This is a genomic window from Cupriavidus sp. GA3-3, assembly GCF_000389805.1.
GTDB classification, from domain to species: Bacteria; Pseudomonadota; Gammaproteobacteria; order Burkholderiales; family Burkholderiaceae; genus Cupriavidus; species Cupriavidus necator_D.
Window position 1 is genome coordinate 360,074 of sequence record NZ_KB944503.1, and the last position, 26,443, is coordinate 386,516.

Annotated in this window: 21 protein-coding genes and 3 pseudogenes; 16 read left to right on the forward strand and 8 right to left on the reverse strand. The window is 66.2% G+C overall.

What is annotated here, in order from left to right; translation table 11 throughout:
• The first annotated feature begins 149 nt into the window (after positions 1 to 149).
• On the forward strand, positions 150 to 1,868 hold the full coding sequence (locus C265_RS28315; protein WP_010812440.1) for a dipeptidase: 1,719 nt from the start codon (positions 150 to 152) through the stop codon (positions 1,866 to 1,868).
• Positions 1,869 to 1,997: 129 nt separating this feature from the next.
• Here C265_RS28315 and C265_RS28320 read toward each other — a convergent pair whose 3' ends face one another.
• Entirely contained in the window at positions 1,998 to 2,477 is a 480-nt protein-coding gene (locus C265_RS28320) for a nuclear transport factor 2 family protein (protein WP_010812439.1), read from the reverse strand.
• A 234-nt stretch (positions 2,478 to 2,711) separates the two neighbouring features.
• Between C265_RS28320 and C265_RS28325 the strand changes: the two genes are divergently transcribed.
• The gene (locus C265_RS28325) at positions 2,712 to 3,488 is read left to right on the forward strand and encodes a 2OG-Fe(II) oxygenase (protein ID WP_371258385.1); all 777 of its coding nucleotides are present in this window, start codon (positions 2,712 to 2,714) and stop codon (positions 3,486 to 3,488) included.
• Between the two features lie 8 nt (positions 3,489 to 3,496).
• The gene (gene ada / locus C265_RS28330; protein ID WP_010812437.1) at positions 3,497 to 4,567 is read left to right on the forward strand and encodes a bifunctional DNA-binding transcriptional regulator/O6-methylguanine-DNA methyltransferase Ada; all 1,071 of its coding nucleotides are present in this window, start codon (positions 3,497 to 3,499) and stop codon (positions 4,565 to 4,567) included.
• 11 nt (positions 4,568 to 4,578) lie between these two features.
• Here ada and C265_RS28335 read toward each other — a convergent pair whose 3' ends face one another.
• On the reverse strand, positions 4,579 to 6,315 hold the full coding sequence (locus tag C265_RS28335) for an FAD-dependent oxidoreductase (protein ID WP_010812436.1): 1,737 nt from the start codon (positions 6,313 to 6,315) through the stop codon (positions 4,579 to 4,581).
• 192 nt (positions 6,316 to 6,507) lie between these two features.
• Between C265_RS28335 and C265_RS28340 the strand changes: the two genes are divergently transcribed.
• From C265_RS28340 to C265_RS28350, 3 genes are all read left to right on the forward strand, one after another.
• Complete coding sequence (locus tag C265_RS28340) at positions 6,508 to 7,239, forward strand: YceH family protein (protein ID WP_010812435.1); 732 nt, start codon at positions 6,508 to 6,510, stop codon at positions 7,237 to 7,239.
• Positions 7,240 to 7,464: 225 nt separating this feature from the next.
• Positions 7,465 to 8,367, forward strand: a complete 903-nt coding sequence (locus C265_RS28345; protein ID WP_010812434.1) for a patatin-like phospholipase family protein — start codon at positions 7,465 to 7,467, stop codon at positions 8,365 to 8,367.
• Positions 8,368 to 8,519: 152 nt separating this feature from the next.
• Entirely contained in the window at positions 8,520 to 9,113 is a 594-nt protein-coding gene (locus C265_RS28350; RefSeq protein WP_010812433.1) for a TetR/AcrR family transcriptional regulator, read from the forward strand.
• A gap of 15 nt (positions 9,114 to 9,128) precedes the next feature.
• Here C265_RS28350 and C265_RS28355 read toward each other — a convergent pair whose 3' ends face one another.
• From C265_RS28355 to C265_RS28365, 3 genes are all read right to left on the reverse strand, one after another.
• A complete protein-coding gene (locus C265_RS28355; protein ID WP_010812432.1) occupies positions 9,129 to 9,635 on the reverse strand; it encodes a hypothetical protein in 507 nt (168 codons plus the stop codon).
• A 214-nt stretch (positions 9,636 to 9,849) separates the two neighbouring features.
• Entirely contained in the window at positions 9,850 to 10,530 is a 681-nt protein-coding gene (locus tag C265_RS28360) for an Hpt domain-containing protein (protein ID WP_010812431.1), read from the reverse strand.
• 39 nt (positions 10,531 to 10,569) lie between these two features.
• A complete protein-coding gene (locus C265_RS28365) occupies positions 10,570 to 11,196 on the reverse strand; it encodes a response regulator transcription factor (protein ID WP_010812430.1) in 627 nt (208 codons plus the stop codon).
• A gap of 763 nt (positions 11,197 to 11,959) precedes the next feature.
• Between C265_RS28365 and C265_RS28370 the strand changes: the two genes are divergently transcribed.
• Complete coding sequence (locus C265_RS28370; protein WP_010812429.1) at positions 11,960 to 13,786, forward strand: PAS domain-containing sensor histidine kinase; 1,827 nt, start codon at positions 11,960 to 11,962, stop codon at positions 13,784 to 13,786.
• A gap of 139 nt (positions 13,787 to 13,925) precedes the next feature.
• Here C265_RS28370 and C265_RS28375 read toward each other — a convergent pair whose 3' ends face one another.
• Positions 13,926 to 14,399, reverse strand: coding sequence for an Lrp/AsnC family transcriptional regulator (locus C265_RS28375; protein ID WP_010812428.1), 474 nt, complete (start codon positions 14,397 to 14,399; stop codon positions 13,926 to 13,928).
• Between the two features lie 230 nt (positions 14,400 to 14,629).
• On the opposite strand from C265_RS28375, the gene hppD reads away from it, so the two are divergent.
• From hppD to C265_RS28410, 9 genes and pseudogenes are all read left to right on the forward strand, one after another.
• A complete protein-coding gene (hppD, locus tag C265_RS28380) occupies positions 14,630 to 15,709 on the forward strand; it encodes a 4-hydroxyphenylpyruvate dioxygenase (protein WP_010812427.1) in 1,080 nt (359 codons plus the stop codon).
• Positions 15,710 to 15,883: 174 nt separating this feature from the next.
• Complete coding sequence (locus C265_RS28385; protein ID WP_010812426.1) at positions 15,884 to 17,278, forward strand: amino acid permease; 1,395 nt, start codon at positions 15,884 to 15,886, stop codon at positions 17,276 to 17,278.
• Positions 17,279 to 17,387: 109 nt separating this feature from the next.
• Complete coding sequence (locus C265_RS28390; RefSeq protein ID WP_010812425.1) at positions 17,388 to 18,584, forward strand: amino acid aminotransferase; 1,197 nt, start codon at positions 17,388 to 17,390, stop codon at positions 18,582 to 18,584.
• Positions 18,585 to 19,029: 445 nt separating this feature from the next.
• Positions 19,030 to 19,074: pseudogene (locus C265_RS33245) on the forward strand (hypothetical protein); the annotation flags it as partial.
• An 80-nt stretch (positions 19,075 to 19,154) separates the two neighbouring features.
• Positions 19,155 to 19,648, forward strand: a pseudogene (locus C265_RS28395) (molybdopterin cofactor-binding domain-containing protein); the annotation flags it as partial.
• A 111-nt stretch (positions 19,649 to 19,759) separates the two neighbouring features.
• On the forward strand, positions 19,760 to 20,620 hold the full coding sequence (locus C265_RS28400) for a MipA/OmpV family protein (protein ID WP_010812422.1): 861 nt from the start codon (positions 19,760 to 19,762) through the stop codon (positions 20,618 to 20,620).
• 175 nt (positions 20,621 to 20,795) lie between these two features.
• Positions 20,796 to 21,797, forward strand: a complete 1,002-nt coding sequence (locus C265_RS28405; protein WP_010812421.1) for a tripartite tricarboxylate transporter substrate binding protein — start codon at positions 20,796 to 20,798, stop codon at positions 21,795 to 21,797.
• Positions 21,798 to 22,237: 440 nt separating this feature from the next.
• Positions 22,238 to 22,362 (forward strand): annotated as a pseudogene (locus C265_RS33035) (IS5/IS1182 family transposase); the annotation flags it as partial.
• Between the two features lie 295 nt (positions 22,363 to 22,657).
• A complete protein-coding gene (locus tag C265_RS28410; RefSeq protein WP_010812420.1) occupies positions 22,658 to 23,734 on the forward strand; it encodes a porin in 1,077 nt (358 codons plus the stop codon).
• 45 nt (positions 23,735 to 23,779) lie between these two features.
• On the opposite strand, the gene C265_RS28415 is transcribed toward C265_RS28410, so the two are convergent.
• Both C265_RS28415 and C265_RS28420 read right to left on the reverse strand, forming a co-directional pair.
• A complete protein-coding gene (locus C265_RS28415; protein ID WP_010812419.1) occupies positions 23,780 to 24,916 on the reverse strand; it encodes a 3-deoxy-7-phosphoheptulonate synthase in 1,137 nt (378 codons plus the stop codon).
• 500 nt (positions 24,917 to 25,416) lie between these two features.
• Positions 25,417 to 26,142, reverse strand: a complete 726-nt coding sequence (locus tag C265_RS28420) for an SDR family NAD(P)-dependent oxidoreductase (protein WP_037025498.1) — start codon at positions 26,140 to 26,142, stop codon at positions 25,417 to 25,419.
• Between the last annotated feature and the right edge of the window lie 301 nt (positions 26,143 to 26,443).

The following is a 26,443-nucleotide window of genomic DNA, read 5'->3' on the forward strand; positions in this document are numbered from 1 at the left end:
GGCCCTTGCACTTCATCCGCGGGCACGCAAAAGCATATTTTTTCGGCAAATACCGGCGAGTGCCCTATCATGCGGCATCCACTCAGACTCCCGTTTTGTCCGCAATGACCCGACCTTGCCGCCTGCCGTCTCTCTGCCGATGGGCCCCGATGCTCGCGCTGTCGCTGGTGCTGGCGCACCCCGCGCAGGCGCAAACCCTGAAGAAACCGGCGCTGGATGCGCTGGTCTCCGGCACCCGAACGGCGGCCCAGGCCGACCTGCAGGCATTCATGGCCGCCGCGGCCAGGGCCGAGCCTTCCGTGGCGCCGGCCGTGGCGGCGTGGCAGGCCCGGTCGCCACTGGCCGGCGACAACCTGGTCAATATCGGCCGCCTGCTGGGCGTCTACAACCGCGTCCGCAACGAGGCCGCGGTGATCGACGCCATCGGCAGGATGGTGGCGCTGCGTACCGTGCGCGACGAGAAAATCCCGCAGCACGAGAACCCCGCCATCATCGAGTTCGGCAAGATGATCGAGGCCATGGCGCGCGACTTCGGGCTGGCCTACCGCAATGTCGACAACCGGGTCTTCGAGGTCACGCTGCCCGGCGGCGGCAAGGATACCTTCGGCATCCTGACCCACGCCGACGTGGTGCCCGCGGTGGCCGAGGAATGGGTACTGGAGGACGGCACCAGGCTGGATCCGTTCCGCATGACGCGCGTGGGCGACACGCTGTACGGGCGCGGCACCATCGACGACAAGGGCTCGATCGCCGCGGTCATGTATGCCATGAAGACCGTCAAGGAAAGCGGCGTGCCGCTGGAGCGCACCATCCGCCTGATGATCGAGACCACCGAGGAAACCGGCGGCGACGGCATGAAATACTACCGCCAGCACACCACCCTGCCCGAGTACAACGTCGTGCTCGACAGCAAATACCCCGCGGTGGTGGCGGAGAAAGGCGCGGGCACGCTGACCGTTTCCTTCGGCATCAAGGCGGCGGACGACAAGAGCGCGCAAGGCAAGTCCGACCGGAAGGGACCTGCCATCGTTGCCATGCGCGGCGCGGCCTCGGCCAACGCCATCCCCGAGACCGCCACCGCGCGCATTGCCGGCGGCGATGCTGCCGCCGTCGCTGCCGCGCTGGAACAGGCACGCGCTGAATTCCTGCGCCGCCACACCCCGCGCGGCAAGTTCTCCATCGACGTGAAGCGCGCCGGCAACGACGTGGAAGTGAAGGTCACTGGCGCCTCGGCGCACGGATCGCGCCCTGAGGAAGGGGTCAACCCGCTGCCGCGGCTGGCGCTGTTCCTGCAGGCCAGCGGCGTGCAATTTGCCGAGAACCACTACCTGAACGCGGTCCGCTACCTGAACGACCTGTACGGGCTGGATTACCTTGGCACCAGGATGGAGGTGGCCTACCGGGACCCGTTCATGGGCCCGCTGACCATGTCGCCCACGCTGGTGCGCGAGCGCGGCGAATACGTCGACGTGGTCACCAACGTGCGCATGCCGCGTGGCCGCACGCCGGACGAGCTGGGCGGCAAGATCACCAAGCGCATCTTCGGCTGGGCCGCCACCCATGGGCCAGTCGAAATCAAGTACGACCAGGGCAACTGGATGGCGCGCGATCCCAAGGGCGCGTGGCTGTCCACGCTGCTGAATATCTTTGGCGATACCACCGGGCTGGAAGCCAAGCCGGTTTCCACCGCCGGCAGCACCACCGCCAAGCTGATGCCCAATGCCATCAACTTCGGGCCGGCCATGCCGGGCAAGAAATACACTGCGCACAACGCGCGCGAGTACAAGGAAGTGGCCGACCTGAACCTGGATATGCAGATGTTCACCGAGATGCTGGTGCGGATCGGGAACCTGGACAAGATGCAGTAACGAGGGTTTCAGGCGTGTCCCTCTACGCTTGTGTGCTCCCTCTCCCCTCATGGGGAGAGGCCCGGGGTGAGGGGTGGTCCAGCTAGGAACCACATCAAGCGGGGCCTTCGGTTTTAGGACCCAACAGCTTCACAACTCCAGTTCACTCAACCCCGCATGTTCATCCGGCCGCCGGCCCAGTGGCCAGTGGAACTTGCGGTCCGCCGCCTTGATCGGCGCATCGTTGATGCAGGCAAAACGCCTGCGCATCAGCCCCGCCTCATCGAACTCCCAGTTCTCATTGCCGTATGACCGGTACCAGTTGCCGGAATCGTCGTGCCATTCATAGGCAAAGCGCACGGCGATGCGGTTGCCGTCGTGCGCCCATAGCTCCTTGATCAGCCGGTAATCCAACTCCTTCTGCCACTTGCGCTGCAGGAAGGCGACGATGTCGGCACGGCCATTGACGAATTCCGCACGGTTGCGCCAGGCGCTGTCGACGGTATAGGCCAGCGCCACGCGCTCTGGGTCGCGGCTGTTCCAGCCATCCTCGGCGGCACGGACCTTGGCGATGGCGGATTCACGCGTGAATGGGGGCAACGGCGGACGGATTTCGGCTTGTGCGGACATGCGGAGGCTCCTTTGCTGAAACAGGGTGAATCAGATGGAAGAACAGGCTGCTCAATATGATACAGACCTGTCTCATTATTGATAGACAGATCTGTCTTGTCAAGGCAGGAGACCGGGCAGAATTCAAAAGCAAGACCCGGAGTGCCAGGTGCACGCGGGCGGCCTAAAGTTGGCACCATGCAAGCGAGAGAAAGGAGACCCGCGGTGAGCATCAGCCAGATACAGCGCCCCGAAATGGCCGTGGCAGGGCCGCGCCGGCCAATACTGCCAGCGCGCGGCACGGCGCGGGGGCATAGGCACGAAGCCGATATCGCCACCCGCGTCGATGGCACCGACTGGGCCGCCATTGCACGCGAGCTCGACGACTACGGCTGCGCCGCGATCCGCGGCCTGCTGTCGGCAGCCGAATGCGACGCGCTTGCCGCCGGCTATGCGCAGGACGCGTTGTTCCGCTCTCGCATCGAGATGCGCCGGCACGGCTTTGGCCAGGGCGAGTACAAGTACTTCCACTACCCGCTGCCCGACACCGTGGCCGCAATGCGCACGGCGCTGTATCCGCACCTGGTGCCGGTGGCCAACCGCTGGAACGCCGCCATGGGCATCGATGTGCGTTATCCCGCCGCGCACGCCGATTATCTTGCCCGCTGCCACGACGCCGGCCAGTTGCGCCCGACGCCCCTGCTGCTGCGCTACGGCCCCGGCGACTACAACTGCCTGCACCAGGACCTGTACGGCGAGCACGTATTCCCGCTGCAGGTCGCCATCCTGCTGTCCGAGCCGGGCCGCGACTTTACCGGCGGAGAATTTGTGATGACCGAGCAGCGGCCGCGCATGCAGTCGCGGGCCGAGGTGGTGACGCTGCACCAGGGCGATGCCGTGGTCTTCGCCGTCAGCCAGCGCCCGGTGCAGGGCAGCCGCGGCAGCTACCGCGTGAACCTGCGGCATGGCGTCAGCCGGCTGCACGCGGGCCAGCGCTACACGCTGGGCATCATCTTCCACGACGCCACGTGAGGTATCCCATGACCCGTCCCACAGAACAACCGGAAGTCAGCACCATCGAACGCGACCCGCGCTGGGCTCGCGTGCTGGCGCGCGATCCGGGCGCCGACGGTGCCTTTGTCTATGCGGTCAAGACCACCGGCGTGTACTGCCTGCCGAGCAGCCCGTCGCGCCTGCCGCATCCGGCCAATGTCGAGTTCTTCGACAATGCCGCCGCGGCCGAAGCCGCCGGCTACCGGCCCAGCCGACGTGCCGCCGCGCCTGCGCTGGCGGCCCGGCACGCAGCCATCGTGGCCGACGCCTGCCGCCGCATCGAGGCCGCCGACACCCTGCCCACGCTGCCCGAACTGGCCAACGCAGCGGGCGTCAGCCCCTATCACTTTCACCGCCTTTTCAAGGCCGCCACCGGCCTGACGCCGCGTGCCTATGCCGCCGCGCATCGCGCCAGGAAACTCCGCGAGCAACTGGGCACCAGCGACTCCGTGACCGAGGCAATCTACGACGCCGGCTTCGGCTCCAACAGCCGCTTCTACGAAACCTCGGACGCAGTGCTGGGCATGACCCCGTCGCGCTACCGCGCGGGCGGGGCCGACACCGAAATCCGCTTTGCCATCGGCCAGTGCTCGCTGGGCGCGATCCTGGTGGCCCAGAGCGAGCGCGGTGTCTGCGCGATCCTGCTGGGCGACGATCCCCAAACGCTGTTGCAGGACCTGCAGGACCAGTTCCCGCGCGCCAACCTGATCGGCGGCGATGCGCAGTTCGAGCAACTGGTGGCGCAAGTGGTGGGCTTTATCGAGGCACCTTCAATCGGCCTGGCGCTGCCGCTGGATGTGCGCGGCACCGCGTTCCAGCAGCGTGTATGGCAGGCCCTGCAAGAGATCCCCGCGGGCAGCACCGCCAGCTATGCCGAGATCGCGGCCCGCATCGGCGCGCCGCGTGCGGTGCGCGCGGTGGCGCAGGCCTGCGCCGCCAACCACCTGGCGGTGGCCATTCCCTGCCATCGCGTGGTGCGCAGCGACGGCAACCTGTCGGGCTACCGCTGGGGCGTGGCGCGCAAGCGCGAGTTGCTGGAGCGCGAGGCGCAAGCCTGAGTGGCCCGCGCTCAGCGCGCCACGGCTGCCTGCACCCGAGCCAGGTAGTCGTGGATCTGCGCCACCACCGCCGCGCCCTCGCCTACCGCCGCGGCGACCCGCTTGGTCGATCCCGCCCGCACGTCGCCGATGGCAAACACGCCCGGCACGTTGGTCTGCAGCGGATACGGCACCGCCGACGCGCAGCCCAGCTCGCCGCCGCCGGTGCGCACGAAGCCCTTGTCATCGACCTCGACGTTGCAGGTGCGCAGCCACGACGCATTGGGATCGGCGCCGATGAACAGGAACAGGTGCCGCACGTCCATCGTGACCGGGGCCGGGCTTTCCGCCCGGCATTCGTAGCGCACGGAACTGAGCCACCCTTCCCCCGCCAGCGCGCTGATCTGCGCGTGCGTGTGCAGCGTGATATTGGGCAGCGAACCGATGCGGTCGATCAGGTAGCGCGACATGGTGGCGGCCAGCCCCGGCCCGCGCACCAGCATATGCACGTGCGCCGCGTGCGAGGCCAGGTAGACCGCTGCCTGCCCGGCCGAATTGCCGCCGCCCACCAGCATCGCCGGCTCGTTCTTGCACAGCTTGGCCTCCACCGGCGAAGCCCAGTAGTAGACACCACGCCCTTCAAAATGCTCCAGCGCGGCGATGTCCGGGCGACGGTACTGCGCGCCGGTGGCAATCACCACGGTGTGGGTCGGGATCATGCGGCCATCGGCCAGCTCCAGCCGGATCGGGTCCGCGCCGCAATGCAGTGCCTTGACCTCCAGCGGGATGGCGATATGCGCGCCGAACTTCAGTGCCTGCACGAACGCGCGCCCGGCCAGCGCCTGTCCGGAGATGCCGGTGGGAAAGCCAAGATAGTTCTCGATCCGCGCACTCGCACCCGCCTGCCCGCCCGGCGAGCGGCAATCGATCACCGCCACCGACAAGCCTTCGGATGCGGCATACACGGCCGTGGCCAGCCCCGCAGGCCCGGCGCCGACCACCACCACGTCATAGACATGGACCGGATCGAACTCCGGCAACAGCCCCAGGCACGAAGCCAGCTGCCCTTCGTCCGGCGCGCGCAGCACGCGGCCGTCGGCGCAGATCACCAGCGGGAAGTCGCTGGCGGGCGCGTTGGCGTAGTCGAGCAGCAATGAGCAGTCGCGTTCGGCGTCGATATCGATAACCGTATGCGGGTAGCCGTTGCGCCGCAGGAAGGCTTGCAGTGCCACCAGCTGCGGCTCGGTGCCGTGGCCGACCAGCACCGGCCCACTGCCGAATTCGATCAGCCCCACGCGGCGCAGGATCAGCGCGCGCATGATGCGCTCGCCCAGTTCGGCCTCGGCCACCAGCAGGGCGCGCAGCCGCTCTGGCGTGATCACATAGCCCTGGGTATCGGTCACGGCCACGCCGTCGACCAGCGCCGGGCGGCCGCTGAGCGTGCCGACCTCGGCCAGGAAGTGGCCGGCGCCCTGCTCGGTGATCTGGTGCTCGCGGCCCAGCCCGTCGCGCCGCATCAGGCGCACGCGGCCGCTGCCGATCAGGTACATGCCCCGGCCCGTATCGCCGATGGCAAAGAGCTTCTCGCCCGCGCGCCAGCTCTGCGGCGTGCCAAAGCGGCGCACGCGCGCCATGTCGTCGGCGCCGAGCTGCGGGAACATCTGGTGCCAGCGTGACTCCAGCGTGGAATACGGCGCCTCCAGGCCGCCGCCGGCCTCCGGGCCGGTGTCCTCATCCGGGGCCATTGCCTCCGACTGCGAAATCGCCATGCTCCCTCCCCGTCTGGACCCGCGCCTGCCCTGGGCACATCTTCCCGGTTGCGCGCGGCCTATCGATAGTAGACGGCTGCGCGCAGAATGCGAGAATCGCACGGCGCAGTTGCGGATTGCGCTGGCTTGGGATTGAATGAGCGCCTCGGCGTGTCGGCATTCGCCGTCACCTTCAGCAAAAAACCAGTCTTGATGCAATCCAACCATGATTCCGACGCCAGCCAGGCTGGCGACCGCCCCGCCCGTCCGGCATTGCGCCCCCTGACGCCCGTCGAAGGCCGCGTGCTCGGCGTGCTGGTCGAAAAACAGCACACCGTGCCCGATACCTACCCGCTGTCGCTCAATGCGCTGGCCTCGGGCTGCAACCAGAAGACCGCCCGCGCCCCGGTGATGAACGTCAGCGAGGCCGATATCCTTGAAGCCATCGATGGCCTCAAGGGCCTGAGCCTGGTCTTTGAAGGCAGCAGCAGCCGCGTGCCGCGCTTCGAGCACAATATGCAGCGCGTGCTGGCCGTGCCCAGCCAGTCCGTCGCACTGCTGGCCATGCTGCTGCTGCGCGGCCCGCAGACCGCGGCGGAGCTGCGCCTGAACACCGCGCGCCTGCACGGCTTTGCCGATATCTCGTCGGTCGAGGCCTTCCTTGACGAACTGGCCAGCCATGCGCCGCCCTTTGTCGTCCGGCTGCCGCGCGCGCCGGGCGCACGCGAAAATCGCTGGATGCACCTGCTGAGCGGCGAAGTGAGCGCCGCGGCGGACGCCGACGATGCCGACCGCACCACCGGCGGCGCCACCGCCGCGCCGGGCGAACTCGAACAGCTGCGCGCCGAACAGCAGGCCCTGACCGAGAAGGTGGCGAAGCTGCAAAGCCTGGTCGAACACATGGCCGGCCAACTCGGCATCCCTGTCGACGAGTTTCTCGACTGACACCGCGCCTGCGTCATGGCTGACGGTACCGACCACCCTGCTGTTAGCCAGCATTGGTGGTTGGAGGATATTGCTGGCGGTTAATTGCGTTATTACCTCGCGAAGGCGAGCCACAGGCTCAGACCCCAGCGCGGCAGACGGCTTGCCGTCCGACCTGCCCGATGGCCCGGATGTCACCTATCCTTTGCTCAGGACCGCAAACTGGACAGGGAGACCGGCGCAGCCATGGACAAGACAGCCTTCGTATTTGCGGGCGGCGGCAGCCTGGGTGCGATCCAGGTCGGCATGCTGCGCGAACTGGCGGCATGGGGCGTGATGCCCGATATCGTGATCGGCGCCTCGGCCGGCGCCATCAACGGCGCCTACTTTGCCTGCAATCCGGGCGTGGCCGGCGCCGGCCGGCTTGACGCGCTGTGGCGCGGCATCCGGCGCTCGGACATCCTGCCGTGGAGCTGGCGCAGCGTCTGGAGCATGTTCGGCGGCAACCGCGGCCACCTGGTGGAGGCGGCCGGGCTGCGCCGACTGCTGGCGCAGCACTTCGGCACGCTGCGGCTGGAAGCAGCGGAACTGCAGCTGCACGTGGTGGCCACCGACATGCACAGCGGCGACGAAGTCTTGCTGTCCAGCGGCAGCATAGTCGACGCGGTGCTGGCCAGCGCGGCCATCCCCGGCGTGTTCCCGCCGGTGCAGTTCGAGGGCCGCACGCTGATCGATGGCGGCGTGGCCAACAACACCCCGGTATCCACCGCGATCGCACTTGGTGCCACGCACGTGATCGTGCTGCCCGCGGGCTTTACCTGTGCGGAGCGCCGCCCGCCGCGCGGCGCGCTGGAGCATGCGTTCAATGCGCTCTCGCTGCTGGTGGCGCGCCAGCTCGTGCACGACCTGCAGCACTTCGCCGACCGCGCGCAGATCAGCGTGGTGCCGCCGCTGTGCCCGCTCGACATCTCGCCCTACGACTACTCCAAATGCGGCGAGCTGATCGACCGCGCCGCGGCCACCACCGCGCAATGGCTGCAAGGCAAGGGGCTTGACAGCCAGCGCATACCGGGCGCGCTGGCGCCGCATTCGCACGACGAAGCGACGCCCAGCTGCAGCGCCGACATCCCGGCGGCGGCGCCCCACTGACGCCGCTCAGCGCCGGGTGGAAGTACCCGAACGGATTGTGCCGCGCCGCATGCTGGCCGCCCTGGTACCGCCCTCATCGACGCGGATCAAGGCAAGCCCACCCTGCCCGCGCGCCAGGCTGCGCTCTGGCAGCCATTGCTACAATCCGACAGATGTCCACCCAAGCCGAACGCAGCGCCAGCACCCGCCAGTCCCTGATCGACGCCGCCGTGACCTTGCTCGTCGAGCAAGGCTATGCGGCCTTTTCAGAAGCGCGCGTGTGCGAACTGGCCGGCAGCAGCCGCGGCTCGCTGCGGCACCATTTCCCCGAAGGCCGCTATGACCTGCTGCCAGCCATGCTCACCTGGCTGCTGGAGCGCGAGGCGGCGCGCCTGGCCGCGCTGGGCCCGCTCAGCCCCTCGCTGTGCCTGCACCTGATGCTGCATATCCTGGCGACCCGCCCACAGCGGCATACCTCGCTCGCCATACTGGAGGTGTGGATGGCAACGCGTGGCGACGCGCGCCTGGCCACCGCCGTGCGCGCGCCGCTGGAGGCTGTGCCGCAGATGCTGTTCGGCCAGCCGCCGGACGCGCCGCCGGAGCCGGAATGGCTGGCGCTGCGCTGTTTCCTGCACGGCGCCACGCTGCACAGCTTCGCGCCGGACTACGACGGCCAGGGCTTGTCCGAAGCGGTGCGCTGGCTGATCGCGCGCCTGCCGGCCCCGGCGGGGCTGGACGCCTTGCTGGCGCGCATGCACGCAGACTAGTTGTAGAGCGCCGGATCAGGGCAGCCGCGCCAGCAACCGGTCGCCCAGCGTGGGCGGCAGCGCCAGGCGCCCTGCCTTGCCAGGCGCCGCGGCATCGAAGACCACGGCCTGGCCGTCCCAGCTGAGCCGCACCGGCCCGCTGCTGTTGAAGGTGCGCTGGGCCAGCACGCGGTCGCGCTCCACGCCGTAGATGCGCAGCAACACCCGCTCCCGACCCAGATAGCAGTATTCCGCTGCGTAGCGCGCGGCGGCATCCAACGACGGCAGGTGCCGGCAGTTATGCGCGCCGGCGCGCTCCCAGGCGCCGTGGCCATAGGCGATGGCGGTCCAGATACCGCCGAGCGCCAGCAGCCGCCCCGCGGTCACCAGTGCCAGGCGCTGCGCGCGGGCCTTGCGCCCGTCCGGGGTCGCCATCACGTGCGACACCGCGCGATACAGCGCCAGCCCCAGCAGCAGCATGGTCACCGCCGCCAGATGGAAATAAAACGCCGACTCCGGCATTGACGCCATGATCTGACCCATGCCCGCTCCCGGAAAATATCGTCAAACTAACCGTCCTGCCGAATATCAAAATCCGGCGTCCGCGCCGTCATATAAAAACGCACCGCATTAATCGGCGTCATTAGTTCCAGAATATTGAAAATCGGCGCCCTGATATATCCGAGCATAATCAACCGACCGCACCGGGCCAATCCGGTGTATTCCCGCACCGGAGCTGCCGGCGACCGCCGCCATCCTATTTTTCCGATGGCAGCGCCGCCAGCAGGGCGAGCAGCCGCGCCACCGTCGGCGCCACGATCGCGGCCAGCGCAGCGGCGTTGGCGGCATCGCCCTCGCTGGCGGCATGCTCCAGGCGCTGGGCAAGAGCACGCAAGGCATGGCAGCCGACGTAGTGGGCAGATGCCTTGAGCCGGTGGGCGACGCTGCGCACGGTGTCCAGCGCACCGTCAGCGGCGCGCAACTGCGCCAGGTCGGCCTGCGCCGAGGTGACCAGGGCGTGCACCAGCTCAGCGGCAAAGGCGCGGTTGCCGAAGGTCTGCGACGCGATGGCTGGCCCGATTCCCGCGGCCTCGCGGGGGGACAGCGCCAGGTAGCGCTGGCGGGCCAGCATGGCGACGATGGCCGCTTCGGTCACCGGCTCGCGCAGGCAGGCGATCACACCTTCGTCCGCGCCGGGCACCGGCACCGCGTCGGCCGGCAGCACCACGGCGCAGACCGGGCCGGTGGCACGCCAGGCGCGCAACAGGCTGTCAGGGATCTCGGTGGCGGCGCCGGCTATCACCAGGCCGATGTCTGCGGCGGCGTCCGGCGCGGGCGTGTCGGTGTGCACATCAAAGCCGAGATCGCGCAGGATCGGGGCAACCCCGGCGACCCAGCGCGTGTCGCCGGGCGTGGCAAGCAGCAACGCGCCGGTCATGCGCCGCTTCTCAATGCGAGTCGAATCACGGGCAGCATGCTAGCCGATCGCGATATGGTGGCGCCGCGCAAAGTCGATGACATCGACAATCGATTTTGCCCCGAGTTTTTCCATGGCCCGGGTCTTGTGGGTGCTGACCGTCTTGTTGGAAATAAACAGGGTTTCGCCGATTTCCTTGTTCGACATGCCCTTGGCAAGCATCTGCATGACCACCAGTTCCTTGTCGGAAAGACTGGCCAGGCGCGCGGCTTCGTCGGCGTGGCCGGCGTTGTTGCCGCGGTCGGTTTCGGGCATCACCGTATAGCCGGCCAGCACGGACTCGGTGCAGCGCACGATCTCGGCCAGTTCCTGGGTCTTGCTGACAAAACCATGCGCGCCGGCCTGGCGCGCGCGCGGGGCAAACGTGTTCTGGTCCTGGCCGGAAATGACCAGGATGCGCACGGCGGGGTGGCAGGCCTTGAGGCGGGGGATCACGTCCAGCCCGTTGATCTTCGGGATGTCCAGGTCCAGGATCACCACGTCGGGGGTGTACTGCCGCACGATCTCGATGGCGGCCTGGCCATTGTCGGCCTCAAGCACATGGGTGATGCCCAGCACCTGGGAAAAGTGCGTCTTTAGCACCACCCGCACGGGCGGGTGGTCGTCGACGATCAGGATTGTGGTCAAAACTTGAACTCCATAACAGGCGCCCTGATGTCCGGGCGCCCATGCACATCATTTTGCTCAGCATTTGTGCCGGAGGGCACCGGAAATTTCCGAGCGCGGGCTTGCTTCTTCCGAAAACCCGGCTGGTTTTGCAGGCCTGGCGCAATGCGGACCATGGCAGTTGCGCAATCCAATCATAACGCTGCCGCCACGGGTGAAAAACCACGTCGCCGGACCATGGCAGGGGGTACCGGAAGGTTTTGTTTTGGACCTGCCTGCCGCCATCGGGTTTCTCGACGCTGGCGCGTGCGTGCCTGGCTGATGCCGGCGTTGGCCCCGTGAGATGCTGCCCGGCATTTGTCCTCGATATGTGACGTGAAAGGCATCAACAGCGCGTGATCCGGAAATTTCACCCCCAATCTCAGATTCGTCCTAATGAGATATCGAGGCTGAGCCCATAGAGTGAAAACTATCCAGCCACCGCTACGCCAACCGCGCGGCGGCCGCTGCCATGTTTCACTGAATTTTGCCGCCCCGCTTGTCCATTCATCAGCCCATCCATAACGAATCTCCATCGGCCACCGCTTGCCCGCACCGCTTCACGCGCGCCTGGCGGCTGGCAAGTGCCGCGTTGTTCGTCAGCGTATTGGCCTGCGCCGTTGCCCAGCGGACGGCAGATCCCGCGCCAGCGCCATCCCCGGCCGGCACGCCAGTCGCCTTGCCCGAGGCACCGGCCCTGCAACCAGCCCCGCCACCACAAGCAGCGCCACAGGCGCACTGGCAGGTGCTGGGGTGGACGACCGGGCTGCTCTGCCTGCTGACGCCATGCCTGCTGGCATGGATCTTCGTGCTGTATCGCGAGGTGCGCCGGCGCCGCGCCGCGGAGATTGCGCTGAAGGACAATATCGCGATCCAGTCGGCGCTGCTCGACGGCATTCCCCAGCCTGTCTACCTGCGCGATGCCTCGCTGCGGCTCATCACCTGCAACCGCAGCTATGAAGAACTGGTCGGCGCCACGCGCGACACCTTGCGCGGGCAGCCGCTGGACACATCGGTCCAGGTGCATCCCATCGCCATCGACATGGCCGAGGTGGAGCGCGACTACCGCAAGGTGATCAAGGACGGCATCCCGCTGCACAAGGACCGCTGCCTGCGCCTGGGCGCGCGCACCCACCACGTGCTGAACTGGCTGACACCGCTGCGCGGCGCCGATGGCACCGTCAAGGGCCTGGCCGGCGGCTGCGTCGACCTGACCGAACGCCACGACATGCTGGCCGAACTGGCGCAGGCCAAGACAGAAGCCGAGGCCGCCAACCGCGCCAAGTCCACCTTCCTGGCCTCGGTCAGCCATGAGATCCGCACCCCGATGAACGCCATCACCGGCATGCTGGAGCTGACCCTGGCGCGCTGCCAGCTGGCCGAGCAGGAACGCCTGCAGCTGGTCACGGCGCATAAGTCGGCAGTGGGCCTGCTGGCGCTGATCGACGACATCCTGGACCTGTCCAAGATGGAGGCCGGCAAGTTCAGCATCCACCCGGCACCCGCTTCGCTGCCCGGGCTGGTCAAGGACACGCTGCTGATCTTCGGGCCGGTGGCGGCACAGAAGGGCCTGCCGCTGACCAGCGGCATCGGCGTCGCCGTTGCGCCGCTGCACCAGGTCGATGCGCTGCGTTTCCGTCAGATCCTGGCCAACCTGGTGTCCAACGCGGTGCGCTTCACCGACAGCGGCACGATCCACGTCAGGCTTGACGCCCTGGCGCCTCGCGACGGCGTGCAGCAGGTCATGCTGACCGTCTCCGACACCGGCATCGGGATACCCGCCGGCGCGCAGGCGCGCATGTTCGAACCCTTCGAACAGGTGCATGACCGCACCCGGCCCCATGCCGGCGGCACCGGGCTGGGGCTGGCAATCTGCCAGCGCCTGGCCAGCGCGATGGGAGGCCAGATCTCGCTGTCCAGCCAGCCGGGCCAGGGCACGCGCGTCATGGTGACGCTGCCGTTGGCGCTTGCCGTCGCCACGGAACTGCCCGAGCCGGTGCCGCCGCCCATGGCGGGCTGCGCACGGCGCCGGGTCAACGTCCTGGTGATCGACGACCATGCGCCCAACCGGCTGCTGCTGCAGCGCCAGCTGGAGCACCTGGGCCACCGCGTGAGCACCGCCTGTGATGGTCGCGAAGGGCTGGCCATGCTGGACCGGTCCAGCTTCGACGTGATCTTGTGCGACTGCGCCATGCCGGTCATGGACGGCATGGCATTCGCACGGGCGGTGCGCGCACGCAAGGATGCGCGCGGCAGCGTGCCGGTGATCGGTTGCACCGCAAGCGCCGTCGCGGTGGACCATGCCGCGGCGCTGGCGGCGGGCATGAATGCCGTGATCGTCAAGCCGGTTGGCCTGCAGGCGCTGGATGCGGCGGTGGCACAAGCCTGCGCCAGTGGCCACCGGGTGCGCGAGATAGCCGTGCCAGTGCGGGTCAGCGCGCCCGACAGCCAGGCCGGCACGCGTGACGAGGCCGCCCACTGCGGCGTCAAGCCCGGCTCGCGGCCATCATGGTGCGCGGTGTGCCGGGCAATGAACGTACAGTGCGACCGCCTCGACCAGCCGGAAGATTAAGAACCCGTTTCAGAATGAAAAAGGGGCGCGAAGGCTGCTGCCGGGCGGCAGGGCGTTGTTGCGGCCTCCTTGCGTGGAATAACCACGCGGCGTCGACCACGCCTAGCCCTGCGGCCCGGCAGCAGCCTTCCCTTCGGGTTCAGGCCTCCAGCGGCACCGCGCTGGTGCACTTGATCTCGTCCAGGCACACGCTGGACTTCACGCCGCTGACACCCGGGATACGCATCAGCGTATCGAGCAGGAAGTCAGACAGCGACTTCAGGTCCTTTGCGACCACCTTGAGCACGTAGTCGATATCCCCGGTCACCGAGAAGCATTCCTGAATCTGCGCCAGTTCCGCCACCAGGCGCTTGAAGTTGGACAGGTCGCGGATATGCCCGCGCTCCATCGTCACATGGATAAAGGCCACCACGCCAAAGCCCAGCGCCGCCGCGTCCAGCCGCGCCTCATAGCGTTTGACCAGCCCGGCCTCTTCCAGGCGGCGGTGGCGCCGCAAAGTCTGCGCCGGCGACAGCGCGATGGCCTCTGCCAGCTCCAGGTTGGAGGCCCGCCCCTGCTCCTGCAAAACCCCCAGCAAGCGGCGATCGGTACGGTCCAGCTCGATCGATTGCACTTTGATTTCCTCACATCAGAGATTCACGCAATCGAATTTCATAATCTAGGGTTTCCCTGCCTGTTTTACGAAATCCAATTTTGCCGTCAGGAATATACACTGCATCCCAAGCAAGCGCACTACAGGCCTGTCCTGCAACAGGTTTCCGCCGAGCCGACTGACTCCGGCGCGACCTCGTTGCCAAGTGCCGCAGCCACAATATTATTTCCCGCCCCTTTAGTGAGAAAGCCATGGCCGACCTGTTTGACAACCCGATGCAGCTGATGGGCTTCGAATTCGTGGAATTCGCCTCGCCCACCCCAAACGTGCTTGAGCCCCTGTTCGAGCAGATGGGCTTCACGCTGGTGGCAAAGCACCGCTCCAAGGACGTGGTGCTGTACCGCCAGGGCGAAGTGAACTTCATTGTCAACCGCGAGCCGCACAGCCACGCCGCCTACTTTGCCGCCGAGCACGGCCCGAGCGCCTGCGGCATGGCTTTCCGCGTCAAGGATTCGCACAAGGCCTACGCCCGTGCACTGGAACTGGGCGCCCAGCCGGTCGAGATCCCGACCGGCCCGATGGAGCTGCGCCTGCCCGCGATCAAGGGCATCGGCGGCGCGCCGCTGTACCTGATCGACCGTTTCGAGGAAGGCAAGTCGATCTATGACATCGACTTCGAATTCATCGAAGGCGTCGACCGCCACCCGGTCGGCCACGGCCTCAAGCTGATCGACCACCTGACTCACAACGTCTACCGTGGCCGTATGGCTTACTGGGCCAATTTCTACGAAAAACTGTTCAACTTCCGCGAAATCCGTTACTTCGACATCCAGGGTGAGTACACCGGCCTGACCTCCAAGGCCATGACCGCGCCGGATGGTAAAATCCGCATCCCGCTGAACGAGGAATCGTCCAAGGGCGCCGGCCAGATCGAAGAGTTCCTGATGGCCTTCAACGGCGAGGGCATCCAGCACATCGCCTTCCTGACCGACAACCTGATCGAGGTCATCGACCGCCTGCAACTGGCAGGCGTGCCGCTGATGACTGCGCCGAACGACTACTACTATGAAGCACTGGACACGCGCCTGCCCGGCCACGGCCAGCCTGTGGAGCAACTGAAGTCGCGCGGCATCCTGCTGGACGGCACCACCGAAGGCGGCAAGCCCCGCCTGCTGCTGCAGATCTTCTCCAAGACCGCGCTCGGCCCGGTGTTCTTCGAGTTCATCCAGCGCCGCGGCGACGAAGGCTTCGGCGAAGGCAACTTCAAGGCCCTGTTCGAGTCGCTGGAACGCGACCAGATCGAACGCGGCACGCTCAAGGTCGAGGCCTGACCGGCATCGATCTTCCCTGACCGGCTCCGGCCGGTTCCGGAAACGCGCACACCTCCTTCGCGGCAGTGACCCTGCCGCGCGGGCGGTGACGTCCCCCAGGCCCAAGCGTCCGACTCGACAATAGCCAGAGGCGCGGGCCCGCATTCCATGAGAATGGGTAGAGGAAACAACTGAATGCATGCAAGCAGCAATGACGGCACGCTCAAGCGCGGCCTGAAGAACCGGCATATCCAGCTGATCGCGCTGGGTGGCGCCATCGGCACCGGCCTTTTCCTGGGCATCGCCCAGACCATCAAGATGGCGGGGCCCTCGGTCCTGCTGGGCTACGCGATCGCCGGCATCGTGGCGTTCTTCATCATGCGCCAGCTGGGCGAGATGGTTGTGGACGAGCCCGTCGCCGGCTCGTTCAGCTACTTCGCCGACAAATACTGCGGCCACTTCGCCGGCTTCCTGTCGGGCTGGAACTACTGGGTGCTGTACATCCTGGTGAGCATGGCCGAGCTTTCGGCCGTTGGCATCTACGTGCAGTACTGGTGGCCCGAGATCCCGACCTGGGTCTCGGCACTGGCCTTCTTCGTGATCATCAACCTGATCAACCTGTCGAGCGTGAAGTCCTTCGGCGAGATGGAGTTCTGGTTCTCGATCATCAAGGTCGCGGCCATCATCGGCATGATCGGCTTCGGCGGCTACCTGCTGCTGTCCGGCAATGCCGGCCCGCAAGCGAGCGTGGCCAACCTGTGGCAGCACGGCGGCTTCTTCCCCAACGGCATGGGCGGCCTGGTAATGGCCATGGCCGTGATCATGTTCTCGTTCGGCGGGCTGGAGCTGGTGGGCATCACCGCGGCCGAGGCGGATTCTCCCGAGAAGACCATCCCCAAGGCCACCAACCAGGTGATCTACCGCATCCTGATCTTCTACGTGGGCGCGCTGGCGGTGCTGCTGTCGCTGTACCCGTGGGAGAACGTGGTCACCGGCGGCAGCCCGTTCGTGCTGATCTTCCACGCGCTGAACAGCAACTGGGTGGCCAATGTGCTGAACGTGGTGGTGCTGACCGCGGCGCTGTCGGTCTACAACAGCGGCGTGTACTGCAACAGCCGCATGCTGTACGGCCTGGCGCAGCAGGGCAACGCCCCCAAGGCGCTGCTCAAGGTCAACCAGCGCGGCATTCCGCTGACGGCGCTGGCGTTCTCGGCCGTGGCCACTGCGGCCTGCGTGGTGATCAACTACTTCATGCCCGGCAAGGCCTTTGAGATGCTGATGGGCCTGGTGGTGTCGGCGCTCATCATCAACTGGGCGATGATCAGCCTGATCCACCTGAAGTTCCGCGCCGACAAGCGCCGCGCCGGCCAGGCCACGAAGTTCCAGAGCTGGGGCTATCCGCTCACCAACTACCTGTGCCTGGTGTTCCTGGCCGGCATCCTGGTGGTGATGTACCTGACGCCTGGCCTGCGCCTCTCGGTCTACCTGATCCCGGTGTGGCTGGTGGTGCTCGGCGTGAGCTACCTGGTGCGCCAGAAGAACGCGGCCGCCGCGCTGCAAAGCGGCATCGCCGCCCAGCAACTGCGCTGAAGCGGCAAGGCGGCGCCTGCAGACTGCGGGCGCCGCCGGTTAGAATTCAGGCTGCGCGACGCCCCCTGCGCCGCGGCAGCTGCCCCCCGACCCAATTCCATCGCATCCCATGTTTGCACACATCGAGGCATTTCCCGGCGATCCGATCCTCTCGCTCAACGAGGACTTCCAGCGCGACCCGCGTACCGACAAGGTCAACCTGAGCATCGGCATCTACTTTGACGACGAGGGCCGCCTGCCGGTGATGCAGGCCGTGGCCAAGGCCGAAGCCGCGCTGCTGGCCGACATGGGCCCGCGCCCCTACCTGCCGATGTCGGGCCTGGTGGCCTACCGCAACGCGGTGCAGGCGCTGGTGTTCGGCGAAAACTCGCCGGCGCGCGCCGCCGGCCGCATCGCCACGCTGCAGACGCTGGGCGGCTCGGGCGCGCTGCGCGTGGGCGCCGATTTCCTCAAGCGCTACTACCCGCAGGCGCAGGTGTGGATCAGCGATCCCAGCTGGGAAAACCACCGCGTGGTGTTCGAGCGCGCCGGCTTCACCGTCAATACCTACCCGTACTATGACGACGCCACCGGCGGCCTGAAGTTCGACGCGATGATGGACGCGCTGCGTACCATCCCCGCGGGCAGCATCGTGCTGCTGCACGCCTGCTGCCACAACCCGACCGGCGTGGACCTGAACCAGGACCAGTGGCGCCAGCTGATCGCGCTGCTCAAGGCCAACCAGCTGCTGCCGTTCGTCGACATGGCCTACCAGGGCTTCGGCGCCGGCCTGGAAGACGACGCCTTCGCCATCCGCGAGCTGGTGGCGCAGGACGTGCCCTGCCTGGTGGCCAACTCGTTCTCGAAGAACTTCTCGCTGTACGGCGAGCGCTGCGGCGGCCTGAGCGTGTTCTGCAACACCGCCGGCGAAGCCACCAACGTGCTGGGCCAGCTGACCGGCGCGGTGCGCGCCAACTACAGCAACCCGCCCACGCACGGCGCACGCGTGGTGTCCAAGGTGCTGACCACGCCCGAGCTGCGCCAGCTGTGGGAAGAAGAACTAGCCCAGATGTGCGGCCGCATCGCGCGCATGCGCGAGGCGATCCATCACAACCTGCGCGACCATGTCAGCGGCGAGGCCCTGTCGCGCTACCTGACCCAGCGCGGCATGTTCACCTACACCGGCCTCACCGCCGACCAGGCCGAGCGCCTGCGCGAGCAGCATGGCGTGTACCTGCTGCGCTCGGGCCGCATGTGCGTGGCCGGGCTGAACGAGCGCAATGTGGGGATCGTGGCCAAGGCCATCGGGAGTGTGCTGAAGGGCTGAGCCTGACGGCAGACGGCATCACCAGGCGGCGCCTTCGGGCGCCGTTTTTTATTTGGCGGCGCATGGGACGCGCCAGCGCAATTTCTACAAACGCCGTGGAGTTTTGACTTTCCAGCCATGGCTTCCCCCGGCTTTCCTCAGGCCCATCGCCACGGCCATCCCCGGCACTGAACTTGCAGCCTTCCTGCATCCCAGGCACCGTCCCCAACCGTGCCGGAGTTCCCACAGAAGGCCCGCAAATGTCCGAAGACAAGGCCCCCGCCCAGTGCAGCAACGCCCTGCCCCCGGCACCGCCGCCCGCCCTGTCACGCTGCACATCAACGGCAAGCCCTGCACGCTGCAGCTGGAGCCCCGCTGCACGCTGCTTGACGCGCTGCGCGAAGTGATCCACCTGACCGGCGCCAAGAAGGGCTGCGACCGCGGCCAGTGCGGCGCGCTGCATCCGATGCAGGCCGCCTTCCTCGCGCACGACGCGCTGCAGTGCGGCTTCTGCACGCCGGGCCAGATCTGCTCTGCGGTGGGCATGCTGGCCGAGGCCCAGGCTGGTGAGGCAAGTTCGGTTCAGCCGCTGCCTCGCCGCTGTCGGGCGTGCCGGCGAAAGAAGTGGAGATCAGCGACGGCTGGCTGCAACGCCGATCCGATCCGACGCAGCGCGAATCCGTGTCCGCGCCGATCACCCGCGCAGGCGGCCACGCGATTGAAGCGCGGGCCAGCGCCAGGCCCGGCAAGGAGCGGAAGCAATACGCAATGCACGCGTTTGGCGCGGTCTTTGCAGAGGTCCACGTCGATCCCGACCTGGGCGAGATCCGCGTCCACCGCATCGTCGCCAGCTACGGCGTGGGCCGGCTGCTGAACCGCAAGACCGCGCACAGCCAGCTCAAGGGCGGCATTATCTGGGGCATCGGCATGGCGCTGCATGAGAAGACCGAGCTGGATCCCGTCACCGGGCGCGTTGCCAATGCCAACCTGGCCGAGTACCACGTGCCGGTCAATGCCGACGTCGGCACCATCGACGCCGGCGCGTACGGGACCTGCCGATTACGCTGGACAAGCTGCTGGACTGAGGCCCGCCCAGGCCCCGGGTGGTTGCGCTGGCCGCCATCCAATGGAAAGATGTCGCCCACGGGCCTCATGCCCGCAACCTGACTGCCCGCCTGGCGGGCGTGGAGGCTGCCGTGACCGAGCTCTACCCCAAGCGTCCGTTCTCGTGCATTGCCCTGCTGCTGGCCGCCGGCGCCGTCCTGGCCCCGGGCCTGGCCAGCGCCCAGACCCCGGCACCGCTGGCGGAATGGCAGTTCTCCGCCGGCATCCCGTTACAGAAGCTGTTTGAAGACACCATCCCCGACTGGCAAGTCCGGCTCGGCGCCGCGGCCATGGTGCGGCCGCGCTACGACGGCTCGTCGGAATACATCCTCATCGGCGGGCCCAGCATCGATATCCGCTACCGCGACCTGGCCTTTGCCTCGATCGGCGAAGGGCTGGGCGTGAACCTGCTGCGGGGCAAGAACTGGCGCGCGGGGATCGCGCTGTCCTACAACCTTGGGCGGCGCGCAAAGGAGGACTCGCCGCACCTGGACGGCATGGGCAATATCAACCCGGCGCCCGAAGGCAAGCTGTTCGCTGAATACGCGGTCTCGAAGGAATTCCCGCTGGTGCTGCGCATCGACGCGCGCCGCAGCCTGGGCGGCAGCGACGGCTGGGTCGGCGATATCGGCGCCTATATGCCGCTGCCGGGCAGCTCCGAGAAATTCTTCTGGTTTGCCGGCCCCACCGTGACGCTGGCCGACTCGCGCTATATGAACGCCTGGTACGGCGTCAGCGACTCGCAGGCCCGCGCCGGACGGCCCGCCTACCATGCGCGCGGCGGCATCAAGTCCTACGGCTTCGGCGTCAGTGCGGTGTGGTATTTCAACAAGCACTGGTTTGCCACCAGCGACATCGCGATCTCGCAACTGGCCGGCGATGCGGCGGACAGCCCGATCACGCGCAAGTCGACCAACGGGGTCTTCGACCTGTCGATCAACTACGAATTCTGACGCCGATAGCGGTCCGCCCAGTGCGGCTATCGCACAGTGGATGGCCCGCGCCCGCGATTTGGGCGGTACCGCCACGGTTCTTCGAAACTGCGTCCCGCATAATTGGCCGGCCGGAATATCCGGCCGCAGCATCCCCGCCAGGGGATAGTCGAAGAAGCCAAAGAAGGAGATGTAGTTGAAGTCCAGCATCAAGCACCGCGTGGCGCGCAGCGCGCGTTTCGCCGCCATGGCCATTGCCGGCCTGGCCGCCGCCCACACCGCCCCCACTGCCCTCGCCGCCGAAGCGTGGCCGGCCAAGCCGATCAAGGTGATCGTGCCTTACACACCGGGCGGGTCCACCGACACCGTCTCGCGCGTCGTGTTCGAAAGAGTCTCGCAGCGGCTGGGCCAGCCGATCATCATCGAAAACAAGCCCGGCGCCAACAGCACCCTGGGCGTCGGCGTGGCCGCGCGCTCGGCGCCGGATGGCTACACCTTCGTGTCGGTACTTGCCGCCTACAGCGCGAACATGTCGCTGTATTCCAAGCTCAGCTACAAGCCCACGGACCTGGTGCCGGTGGCGGAAATGGCCGAGCTGCCGCTGTTCCTGTTCTCCAGCAAGAAGCTGCCGGTCAAGACCGTCGCCGAACTGGTCGACTACGGCAAGAAGCACCCCGACACGCTGACCTTTGGTTCTAGCGGCGTCGGCAGCTCCGCGCACCTGACGGGCGAGCGACTGGCGATGGAATCGAAGCTCAAGCTGACCCACGTGCCGTACAACGGCAGCGCGCCGATCCTGCCCGCGCTGGTGTCCGGCGAAGTCTCGGTCGCCTTCGACCCGCTGCTGGTGCCGATGCCGCATGTGAAATCGGGCAAGATCAATGTGCTGGCCGTGGCCTCCGCCAAGCGCTGGCCAGGCGAGCCCAACATCCCGACCATGGAAGAAGCAGGTTTTCCCGGCTTCGTGATGAGTTCCTGGACCGGGCTGATGGCGCCTGCCGGCACGCCCCAACCGATCGTGGCCCGCATGGCCAGGGAAATCGCCGCGGCCACGCGCAGCCCGGAGGTCGCGAAGAAGCTGACCGATCTCGGTTTTGTGCCGGTGGGCGGTACTTCTGAAGAATTCCGCAAGCTGATCGAGCGCGATACCACGCGCTACGGGGAGATTGTTAAGGCGGGGAAAATTACGCTGGATTGAGGTTGCAGACCGCGATACAAGCCCGGGTATAAACGTGGCGAGCTACCAGGCTCGCCACGTTTTTTTTGGGATGGCGACTTGCGGGGTGAACGAAGGCCTCTTGTCGACCCTGAGCAGTCAGATGAGTCTCCCGAAAAATCGACGCCCAGTTTTCATTGTGGTGGTGGCGCCGGCACCAGCCCGTACCTAGACATGACATCGATAAGCTTCGAGCGGTCGAGCGGCCCGCCGGCGCTTACGATTGTTCCGACATCACGAAAATACAATCACTCGTCCGCAATGCGTGCGCAAGCGAACATCGCGTGTGGGTGCCCATCTGCACACTCCGGGAGGCAGGCTCCAATCCAGCCTGCAATGCCTTGAGCGCCCCGCTAGTCCCCCGGCTACGGGGTGCCTTTTTGCTACAAATTCCTGAATAGCGGATCAGCGTGGAGCGCTCGACTGGCTCCACTCGTTCAGACGCCTAGAGCTTCGATACGAACGATATGTCGATGTCCTCGAACCCTCCCTGTCCCTTGCCTGTTCACTGATTTGCCGGAGCAGGCTAAAGCACTGCATGAACTGATTTCGCAACAGCTTCTTGTGAGGCCGCAGATCACGTTCCCTTCCATCACAGCGTATTCGGTGGGCATTCGCACAAAGCATCGCTCAATAGTCCATCGTATCCAGATACACAGCAATACAATTCAGCTTCAAAGTGCGTGTGCCGCGGAATGACCTGTGTCGATATGTACGCTTGTTCCGTGGCTACGCGCGGCATGGACGGGGTATGCAAGCATTGGCCGCCGGTAGTTGGTTAATCTGCGGGCACTGCATGGCAGTGCCATGCACGTCTGCCCATGAGCAAAATGAGAGGTCAGATGAAAAAGATTCTTGCGGTCGTTGCCGCATCCGTCGCAGCCAATGCCGTGTCTGCCCAGTCCGGCGTGACGCTGTTCGGTATCGCCGACGCTGGTATCGAGTTCAACAACAATGCTGGGCGCAACGGTGACAGTGTCGTGCGACTGGTTTCCGGGAACCAGTCTGGCTCGCGTTGGGGTCTGCGTGGCGTGGAGGATCTGGGCAGCGGGCTGAAGGCGGTCTTTTATCTGGAAAGCGGCTTCGACATCGATACCGGCAATTCGGCCCAGGGCGGGCGTCTGTTCGGCCGCGGCGCCTATGTGGGGCTGGATAGCCACTATGGCTCACTGCTGTTCGGGCGGCAGCAGACCGCCATGCGCGAATTCGGCAATATCTACGATCCTAATGCGATTGCTGACCGCTACGGCATCCTCTCGATTGCTCCAGAATTTGGAGCGCGCGCAGACAATGCCGTCAAATATGTCGGAAAGTTCGGGAGACTCACCGCACAGGCTTTCTACTCCTTCCAGGCTAATGGCAGCGAAGTGGCGGGCAGCAACGTATTCGGGCGCAATTTCGGCGCGTTCGTCAACTATGCCTCCGGCCCCTTCGCGCTCGGCGTGGCCTATGACGATGCGCACGTCGGCACGCCCTCAAACCAGGCGCCGGTCCTGCGACGCGTTTCCGTGGCCGGCACGTATGCGGTGAGTGATGCCAAGGTATATGTGGGCTACCGCCTGGCGAAGGCCTATGATGGGGCCATGCTGCCGGGCGCCCAGGAGGCCAATGCCGGCTCGAACCTTTACTGGCTGGGCCTGGCTTACAAGCTGACGCAGGCGTTTTCCCTGACTGGCACGGCCTACTACCAGGACTTCCGGCAGACTGGGTCTGACCCGTGGCAGTTCGTGCTGACCGGCGACTATTTGCTCAGCAAGCGCACCGACCTCTACGCGTCAGTCTCCTACGCGCTAAACAAGGATAATTCGGCACTGGGCGTCAACGGCTTCAACAGCGGCAGCGGCACGTCGGCCGTCTTCAACGTACAGCCGGGCAAGAACCAGGCGGGTGCCGTGATGGGCGTTCGCCACCGGTTCTGATGCGAATACTGGAGGCATGAAGTGTCCTGACGTCTTTTCCTATGGCTACAAAGCCAACCTGCGGCGCAGGTTGACCGCCTCACTAAGCATGTCCAGCACTGCCACCGAGTCGTCCCATCCGATGCAGGCGTCCGTGATGCTCTGTCCGTATGACAACGCCGACGGACTGTGCACGCCCGGGGTGAACTTCTGCGCGCCGGGGACCAGATGGCTCTCGACCATCACCCCGAAAATGGAGTCACTGCCGCCGCTGATCTGTTGCGCCACGTCCCGCGCGACATCGACCTGCCGCAGGTGTTGCTTACTGCTGTTGGCATGGCTGCAATCCACCATCAGCGAGTTACCGAGCCCGGCCGCTTCCAGTTCCCTGCAGGCGGCCGCCACGGAATCCGCATCGTAGTTCGGGGCCTTGCCGCCGCGGAGAATGACGTGGCAGTCCGGGTTGCCCTTGGTATGCACCGTCGCCACCTGCCCGTTCTTGTGCACTCCCAGGAAGTGATGTGGACGCGATGCGGCCTGGATAGCGTCGATGGCAATCTTGATGTTGCCGTCAGTGCCATTCTTGAAGCCAATCGGTGCTGAAATGCCCGAAGCCAGCTCGCGGTGCACCTGGCTCTCGGTGGTGCGGGCACCAATCGCGCCCCAGCAGATCAGGTCACCTATGTACTGGGGCGAGATCACGTCCAGGAACTCACCGGCCGCCGGCAAACCGAGGCGATTGATATCAACCAGCAGGCTGCGCGCGATGCGCAGGCCCTCGTCGATGCGATAGCTTTCGTCCAGGTAGGGGTCGTTGATCAGTCCTTTCCAGCCCACCGTGGTACGCGGCTTCTCGAAGTACACACGCATCACGATCTCCAGCGACCCGGCGTAGCGCTGCCGCTGCTCCATCAACCGCCGTGCGTACTCGAGTGCCGCCTGCGGGTCGTGGATCGAGCAAGGTCCCATGATCACAAGCAGCCGGTCATCCTTGCCGTGCAGAATGCGCGAGATTCGCTGGCGCGTCTGGGTGACCAGGGATTCGACCGGCGTGCCCCGGATCGGGAAGAAACGGATCAGGTGTTCAGGCGGAGGCAGCGGAATGATGTCTTCGACGCGGGCGTCGTCAGTCACGCTGGTGCGGTCCGGTGGCGCCTGCCAACCCTCGGCAATGGTCAACGGGGATTTCTGTGGATCATTCATGGCTAGCTCCTGGAAAACTGGGACAGGAAGACCGCCGGCGGGTGCCAGTCAGGCGCAGCAGCGGAGTCCGGGCAATATGTCGTTGCGATGCGGCAGGTAGCAATGGCGAGGGATCCTGAAGGGCGGCCCAGGCGCGCTGGTACGCGCCAGCAAACGCCGCATCCAGCCAGGAGCTGGCTGTCCCCCTCCTCAGCCCTCGTCGTTATGCATCCTCCCAAGACCACTGTCGTGATTATCAGCCCGGCGCAGCGCAATGCCAACCATGGAGATTGGCGAACCGCCAATCAGCGGTCCCGGTTTTTGCGGGGGAACTACTATGTCAGGCCGCCCGCCGAATGCCCATAGCCGGGCAAGACGGCAGCCGTTCGCGCCACGAAGCTTGGCTCGAATGCCGTCTGTGTCGCGTGCTGCGATTCGCGGAAGATCAAGCCGTAGACGCCCGGGTCGGAGCGGATTATCGAATCGATCTCACGGCATGCCAACCGAAGATCCGCACTTCCTTAAAATCGCGCCCGCCCACCGGACATGTCAAAGACAGCGCCTGCATTAAAGCGGCTGGCGTCCGAACATAGCCACGCTACCAGGTGCGCAGCCTCGGCCGGATCGCCCAGGCGCCCGGCCGGGCTATCAGCAACCATGGCCGCCACCTCGTGGCTGCCGAGCCCGTGAATCATGTCGGTATCCATGGGCCCGGGCGCCACGCAATTAACGTAGATGTTGCGCTTCACCAGTTCGCGGCCGATTGCTTTGGTTAGAACGACCACGCCGCCGCTGGCCGCGGAGTATGCAGCCAGCCCGGCCAGCCCCTCCTTGCCGGCCAGCGAGCCCATATTGATGATACGGCCGCCTCCCCAGCGCAACATGTGCGGCAACATCGCCTGCACGACGTACATGGTCCCCAGGAGATTCACGGCGATGATGCGATGCCATTGTGAAGCCTCGTGATTCTCGAATGGCTGCATCGGGCCAAGGTAGCCGGCAGCGTTGACCAGGATGTCGAAGCGATATCCCGCATCGACCAGTCGCGCCAGCGCCAGCCCCACCTGCCCGGCATCGGAGACATCGACGACCTCAGTGCTGGCACCTTCCATCTGGAACGGCACGATATCCCAAGCATGCACACGCGCACCACTGTCGATCAGTTGCGCAACGATCGCCCGGCCGAGCCCCTTTGCACCGCCGGTCACCAGCGCTGCCTTCCCCGAAAGATCATAGAAATTTGACACGGCATCCCCAGCGCGCCATGGCTGCGCAGAAGCGGTAGCGCCCACGGCACACGCCGCCCCGCCTTATGACGCAGGCAACTGCCCTGAGCCTTGCCTCGTCGCGTCATCGGCGACAGGGCTTGCCATGCAGCCCACCCGCCGATCCCAACGGTACTAGCCCTCGTCGGACATGCTCTGTTCGCTTCCAGACAAATACGTGCATGGTCGAAGGCGGCCACACAGACATGGTGTTCGCCGGCCGTCAGATGTCAGCGGAGTCCCTCTCGCGGTCGTCAATCTGCGCCACCGCGAAGGCTGACGC